4 protein-coding genes are annotated in these 4,660 nt (G+C 36.1%); 3 read left to right on the top strand and 1 reads right to left on the bottom strand.

Annotated elements, in window-relative coordinates:
* Window positions 1-522 precede the first annotated feature (522 nt).
* The 3 genes from H4O20_RS13440 to H4O20_RS13430 are packed head-to-tail and all read left to right on the top strand — an operon-like array spanning window position 523 to window position 3,238.
* A complete protein-coding gene (locus H4O20_RS13440) occupies window positions 523-1,902 on the top strand; it encodes an IS110 family transposase (RefSeq protein WP_185099608.1) in 1,380 nt (459 codons plus the stop codon).
* A gap of 14 nt (window positions 1,903-1,916) precedes the next feature.
* Window positions 1,917-2,579: a hypothetical protein gene (locus tag H4O20_RS13435; protein WP_139856762.1), complete on the top strand. Its 663-nt coding sequence runs from the start codon at window positions 1,917-1,919 to the stop codon at window positions 2,577-2,579.
* 26 nt (window positions 2,580-2,605) lie between these two features.
* Window positions 2,606-3,238, top strand: coding sequence for a hypothetical protein (locus H4O20_RS13430; RefSeq protein WP_139856763.1), 633 nt, complete (start codon window positions 2,606-2,608; stop codon window positions 3,236-3,238).
* Window positions 3,239-3,245: 7 nt separating this feature from the next.
* Here the strand turns inward: H4O20_RS13430 and H4O20_RS13425 are convergent, their stop codons facing one another.
* A complete protein-coding gene (locus tag H4O20_RS13425; protein ID WP_185099607.1) occupies window positions 3,246-4,217 on the bottom strand; it encodes an IS110 family transposase in 972 nt (323 codons plus the stop codon).
* Between the last annotated feature and the right edge of the window lie 443 nt (window positions 4,218-4,660).

Genomic DNA, 4,660 nt, shown 5'->3' with positions numbered 1-4,660 from the left:
CGGGGATTATCAATGTTGTCGAAGTCTAAAGCTTCACCGTATATAGTAACCTTACTCCGCTCTTTTGTTCTTTCTGATTAATACTTAAAATTAACTTATTTAGTAAAAATCAAACTTAAGACGTGTATAATTCATTGCTTCTGATTTTCCTTTCGGAAAATCCTCGCGCTGAATTATCGCCTTTGTTTTTTTACTAAATTAGTTGCTGAAACACGCAACGAAATCATACACAAACCGTTGTAAAACATTCCCTACACAAAAAATTTCTATTAATTTCTTGAGCTAACGGTAAGAACTCCCGAACTTTATGTCGATCCTATGCAAGGCCGATTTTAAAACTGGTGCGTCATAGCTCGGGACACATTCTGGTTGAAGTGTAAAAGCCCTCGAAGAATCAATTCAAGGGTTTGTTGATAATTTCAGTGGTGGTCCGTCAAAGAGGAACCCCGTTCAGAATAATTTTCTATATCAAAGTTACATTTCCTTAGGATCATTTTTTACTAATCCATAAACTTTTTTATCATGGAAAGAAAAATGAAACTCGGAATGGACGTTGTTAATTTCAATGCTTCCGGAATCGATGTGGGCAGTCGCTCACACTATGTGGCCATTGGCCAAGAATTAGAGGATGTCAGGGAGTTTGGTGTTTATGCTGAAAATCTCACAGAAATTTGCCAGTGGCTTATGGACTCTGGCGTGACCACTGTAGCAATGGAGTCCACGGGCGATTACTGGCAAAATCTGTATGTAGAGCTTATCTCCTTCGGTTTTGAAGTAGTGCTGGCCAATGGAAAATTCACCAAGAATGCCAAGGGCAAAAAAACGGATGTAAAAGACTGTCGATGGATACAGAAGCTACACACCTTAGGGTTACTCAGCGGCAGTTTCCTGCCCGATCTTACAACCGAACAGCTAAGGACGTTCTGTCGCCAAAGAGGGAATTGGATAGACCTGGCCGCCTCTACTACGCACAAAATGCAGAAGCACCTAAAACTATTGAACTTTAGGCTAGACGTTGTGGTCAAGGATGTGTGTGGACTTACTGGGATGAAGATCATTGAGGATATCTGCAAGGGCAACCTTGATCCTCAAAGTTTGGCCGAGCACCGACACTACAACTGCAGAAAGCCAAAAGAAGAAATTGCTAGGGCGCTCCACGGCAATAACCGATCGGACTATCTCTTTGGGCTACAACAGGAGTTCGAGGCCTATAAATTTTTTCAGAAAAAGATTGCGGACTGCGACAAAGAAATAGAACTTTTTATAAAGCGAGAGCTTAAAGAGCATCCCGAGCGGAAGAAGATGAAAACAACCGAAAAGTCCTATAAGAGAATCAACAAAAATGCACCCCAGATCAAAGATATGAACCAACTAGCCTTCCGTTATTTTGACGGGGTTGATCTCTTTGCCATCGAGGGACTGAGTCATTCCACGGTATTGACCATAATGAGCGAGATAGGTCCCGAAGGCTTCCATAAGTTTGGTTCATCAAAACAGTTTGCTTCTTGGCTCAGGCTCGCACCCAACAATAAGATATCAGGCGGGAAAATACTCAGCAACCGAGTGCCAAAAGGAAGCAACCGGCTCAAGATTGCCTTACGCCAAGCGGCCAATGCCATAGGCAACCTAAAGGACACTCATCTTTCAGACTTCTTCCGAAGGGTCGCCTACCGAAAGGGAAGACACTCCGCAGTCAGTGCGACGGCAAGAAAACTTGCGGTAATCCTATGGAATATGGTCACCAAAAAGATAGAATATCAACCCCCGAAACAATACTTATTTCTGGACCAAAAAAGAAAACTTGGAATGGTGAACCGCATTAAAAAACAAATTGATAAATTTGAATTAAAACCTGAAGATCTAGGATTTACAAACACCCTAGATGTCAGCAACTTAATTTGACGTTAGTCAGAATAATGAAACAAACTTTCAGCATATTAATTATACTTCTGACATTCCAAATGGCATTTGCTTGTAATTGTGGAAAGTTTCGGACTTTTATATCTGCAAGTAAAGACAGTGAATTAGTAATAAAAGCTAAAGTTTTAAAACATAACTATTACAACCGACAAGGGCAATCCGTTTCGAAAGAAGAAATTGATGAAACGGAATTTTTCGGACATTCAATTCTTGTAGAAGTTTTAGAAATTATAAAAGGACAGGAAAGCCGAAAAACATTTGAAATTTATGGTGGTTCGGAATGGAAATACGCATCAGACTGTAAAATGAAAATCGACGGAATTAAAATCAACGAAACCTATATTTTTTCATTATATCAATCGATAAAGTCTAAACACAGTCAACCGAATGAAAATAAAAACGATTATTCACTTTATGCTTGCCAAGAATCTTACATCAAATTTATTAACGAAACGGAATCTGTAAAAGGAGTTTTTAAAGGTAAAAACTTGGACAAAGAGAGAATTATTCCTTATAAAAAAATGAAAAATAAAATTACGTTTTACAACAACGGCTATAATTCATTGCGGTTGAATTCCTACTCGGAATTCAACGCAAGTTTGCTATCTTTCGGCTACAGCGGAAAGAATCCTGCGGATTTTTCCGCAACGAAATCATAGCCCAACCGTTGTAGCACATTTGAGAAATGAAGAAACGAAATCCATATTTAACCTACATTCTGATAATTGGAATAGTTCTTTTAATGACATTTATTGACAGAATTGAGTTCTTGAAACCATTAAAAAATATTGTGTTTCTGATTTGGGTTCCAATCATTATTTGGGATATAATAGAAAGACTAAAATATAGAAATGGAAAAAGAACGAATATCTTAAGAATAAGAACGAACAACGATGATTACAACCGAATATTCCCATTTATTTTCGGAACTATTTTAATTGTTGCTAGCTACTTTGGTTTAAAAAATATTGAATCTGAAAAAATTCTCTTGTACTCAATACTTATTACTGGAATTCTATATTTAATAACAGGATTTCTGTTTGTGCCGACTGGGATAATTGAATACAAAAATGATAAATTAAGTTTTGTGAATGGAAATAATAAACACTCTATCGGAATTGACAATATTGATAGTATTGAATTAAAATCAAGTGACATAATAATAGCGGACAAAAATCAAAAGAAATATTATGTGAATTTTATGAATTTAATCGAGTCTGACTATCAAGAAATATCTGAATTTTTAAAAAATAGAATCGGAAATAAAATAGAGATAAAAAACGTGCTACAACAAAGTACTGTGGTAAAAAACAAGTAAAAAAGCATTAATTTTTCACCATGGTACTTCTGTAACTATCCTCATATATTAGTCCAGATTTAGCAATAGCAAAAGCTTGTTTTAAGAGCTTATTGCATACTGCAATTAATGCTAATTTTTTACTTTTTCCTTTAGCAACTAATCGCTCATAAATATCCTTACAAGCTTTATTGTATTTGCAGGCATTAAAACTGCACATAAATAATAAGTTTCGAAGTTTTTGGTTCCCCATTTTACATATTTTACTCCGGCCAGTTACACTGCTGCCACTTCTTTTTATCACGGGAGTCAATCCTGCATAACTACACAATTCACTACCACTTGTAAATCGTTCAAAACCATCTGTAAGAACCACCAACATTAGGGCTGTTTTGTTTCCGATACCTGGTATGCTTTTTAATCGGGTTAGTACTTCTTGATGCTCTTGTTTAACCAAAATCAAAAGCTTGTTTTCCAGCATTTTTATTTCTTTTTGCACTTGCTTCAAACTACGTTTTAAAGAGCTTACAACTGCTTTACTTGGATTTCCTAAAACAGATTCACCATGTAATTTATTTTTAATCATGGTGCTTTGTTTTGTATATACAGCAAGGAGCCTGGTGATTTGAAGACACTCTGTTTGGTGTTTAGAGTTGCCTTTCCAGAGCTTTAAGTCGACTTGTTTGGCATATTCACAGATCTGTTTAGCATCGCTCTTATCCGTTTTAATTTTAGATAATTTCATCTGTATAAAACGTTTTACTGCTAATGGGTTTTCTACAGAAACTCTAATACCTGATTCTAACAAATAATAAGCTAATTGATAATGATAATATCCTGTAGCTTCCATGACACAATGGCTATCTATATCTAATATTTTTGCAAACTTTTTAAAGCCAGAAAGGGTGTTTTTAAACTGGTAAAAGTTGCCATTAGAATCTGCAACATCAAAAACTAAGTGGCTAATGTCAATACCGAAAAATTTAATATTTTTATTCATAAGAAAATGATTTTTGAAAGGACATCTACGCGAGTTTCAACGACTTAAAAGCGAGGTCTAAAGGCCTCATAGAACTGTACGAAATCTGTGTAGAAAAAGAGAGGGGATTTTCAATGTTGACGAGATCTAAGTCTCTGCGTATATAATAACCTTATTCCTCTCTTTTGTTCTTTCTGATTTATATCTAAATTTAATGAATTGTAAACTTAAGCCGTGTATAGCTCATTGCGGCTGAATTCCTAATCGGAATTCATTGCAATTTGCTATCTTTCGGTTACGGCGGAAAATCCTCGCGGATTTTCCGCAACGAGCCATACACACACGTTGTGGCTAATTTGAAATGACAAGACTTACACCATATATCATATTATTTCTGACGGCAGTATTTCTGTTGTCATTTGGCATGCCGACCAAGGAGTTGACTGAGTATGGTAAATGGCTAG

Origin of the sequence: Aequorivita sp. 609 (assembly GCF_014212065.1) — a bacterium.
Taxonomy (GTDB): Bacteria; Bacteroidota; Bacteroidia; order Flavobacteriales; family Flavobacteriaceae; genus Aequorivita; species Aequorivita sinensis.
This window is presented reverse-complemented; position numbering and strand designations above follow the sequence as displayed.